This window comes from Subtercola boreus, assembly GCF_003399635.1.
Lineage (GTDB): Bacteria > Actinomycetota > Actinomycetes > Actinomycetales > Microbacteriaceae > Subtercola > Subtercola boreus_B.
Genome location: NZ_NBXB01000005.1, coordinates 1 through 511 on the forward strand (window position 1 = coordinate 1; position 511 = coordinate 511).

Here is a 511-nt window from a genome sequence, read left to right on the forward strand (position 1 = left end):
TGAGGGAATGTCAGTGGTTGGTGTTTGACTTGGAGCATGAACCAGCCAGCCTCGACCTTTGACATCGCTTCGGTGATGGAGTGGGTTTTGGATGCCCGGCAGCGGTTCGACGCCTTGTTGGCGGGCGGCGGTGGGGCTGTCGCGCCCTGCGGGCTTGCCGATGGGGATGTGATGGTCGCGACGGCGGAGGTCGAGTCGTTGGGCCGGATTGTGGATGGGTTGCGTGTGCGGATGGCTGGGGAGGTGGCGGCTTTGTCTGCTGTCGAGCACGGCGACGATGCGTTGGCGAAGGCTCAGGGGTTCCGGTCTGTGCAGTTGTTTTTGGAGACGGTGACGCAGGCGTCGAAGCGGACGGTTCAGGATCGCCTTCGGCTCGCTACTCGAACCCACATGACGATGTCTGTGGTCGGTCTGCCGAATCCGCCGCAGTTCCCCCGCGTCGCCGAGGCGTTGGCGCGGGGCGATATTGGGGTGGATGTTGCGGAGATGATCACCCGCCGCCTCACCGACG

1 protein-coding gene is annotated in these 511 nt (G+C 64.2%); it reads left to right on the forward strand.

Features of this window, described 5'->3' with window-relative positions; all coding sequences use genetic code 11:
* Positions 1 to 36 precede the first annotated feature (36 nt).
* A partial coding sequence (locus B7R22_RS01100) for a DUF222 domain-containing protein (protein ID WP_116409988.1) occupies positions 37 to 511 on the forward strand: 475 nt, incomplete at its 3' end.